This window comes from Sodalis-like endosymbiont of Proechinophthirus fluctus, assembly GCF_001602625.1.
GTDB lineage: Bacteria > Pseudomonadota > Gammaproteobacteria > Enterobacterales > Enterobacteriaceae.
The window spans coordinates 1765-2510 of record NZ_LECR01000027.1; positions in this window are offsets into that span (position 1 = coordinate 1765).

Consider the following 746-nt stretch of genomic DNA (forward strand, 5'->3'; position numbering starts at 1 on the left):
AATCGATCCAATTTAATTAAAAAAAATCGCTGAATGGTAAATTGATTTCTCATTCAATTCAATTCAATTCAATTCAATTCAATTCTCATTCGCGATCGCGATCGCGAAAATGAAATCAAGCGAAAATCAAATTGCGAATTGGAAATTCGAAAATTTCAATCTTGTTTCGAACGAAAAATGATTTCAAAAAATGGCGCCAAAATCGCCGCCTTCCATCTTGAATTCGCATTCTTTTCGCTTTGGTTTCGCTCCGGTCCCTTCTTTGAACCGCGATTTCATTTTCCAATTTCGAAAGAATTTTAGAATCGATTCGACGAGAAATCGCCAGAATCTCATTGAAAAGTCGAAATTGGAAGCGTTCAAAAAAAAAAAAAGAAAGAAAAAATTTCAATTTCCCGGAAATTAATTTCCTTCTCCCTCTCCCTCTCCCTCCCCTCCCCTCCTCCTCCCCCTCCTCCTCTAACCAAAAAAGAAACATTAAATTCAAGATATAGGCAATAAGTAAATTCGATTCAACGGAAAAAATTTAAATAACCGTTTCATTCAACGAAAACAATCAGGAGAGAAAGAAGAAACAAATTTTCAAAATGGCGGATTCTCTCCATTCCTTCCGCGGCTTCGGATTCGAATTCGCATGCAGATTAACTCTTTATTTTTTGTTTTTCCAGATGCATTTTCACAACGGTCAATCCGTCCACCGGAGAAAGATCTAAAACCTTGGAGCCGTTGACCTCGATGAAAAGGTA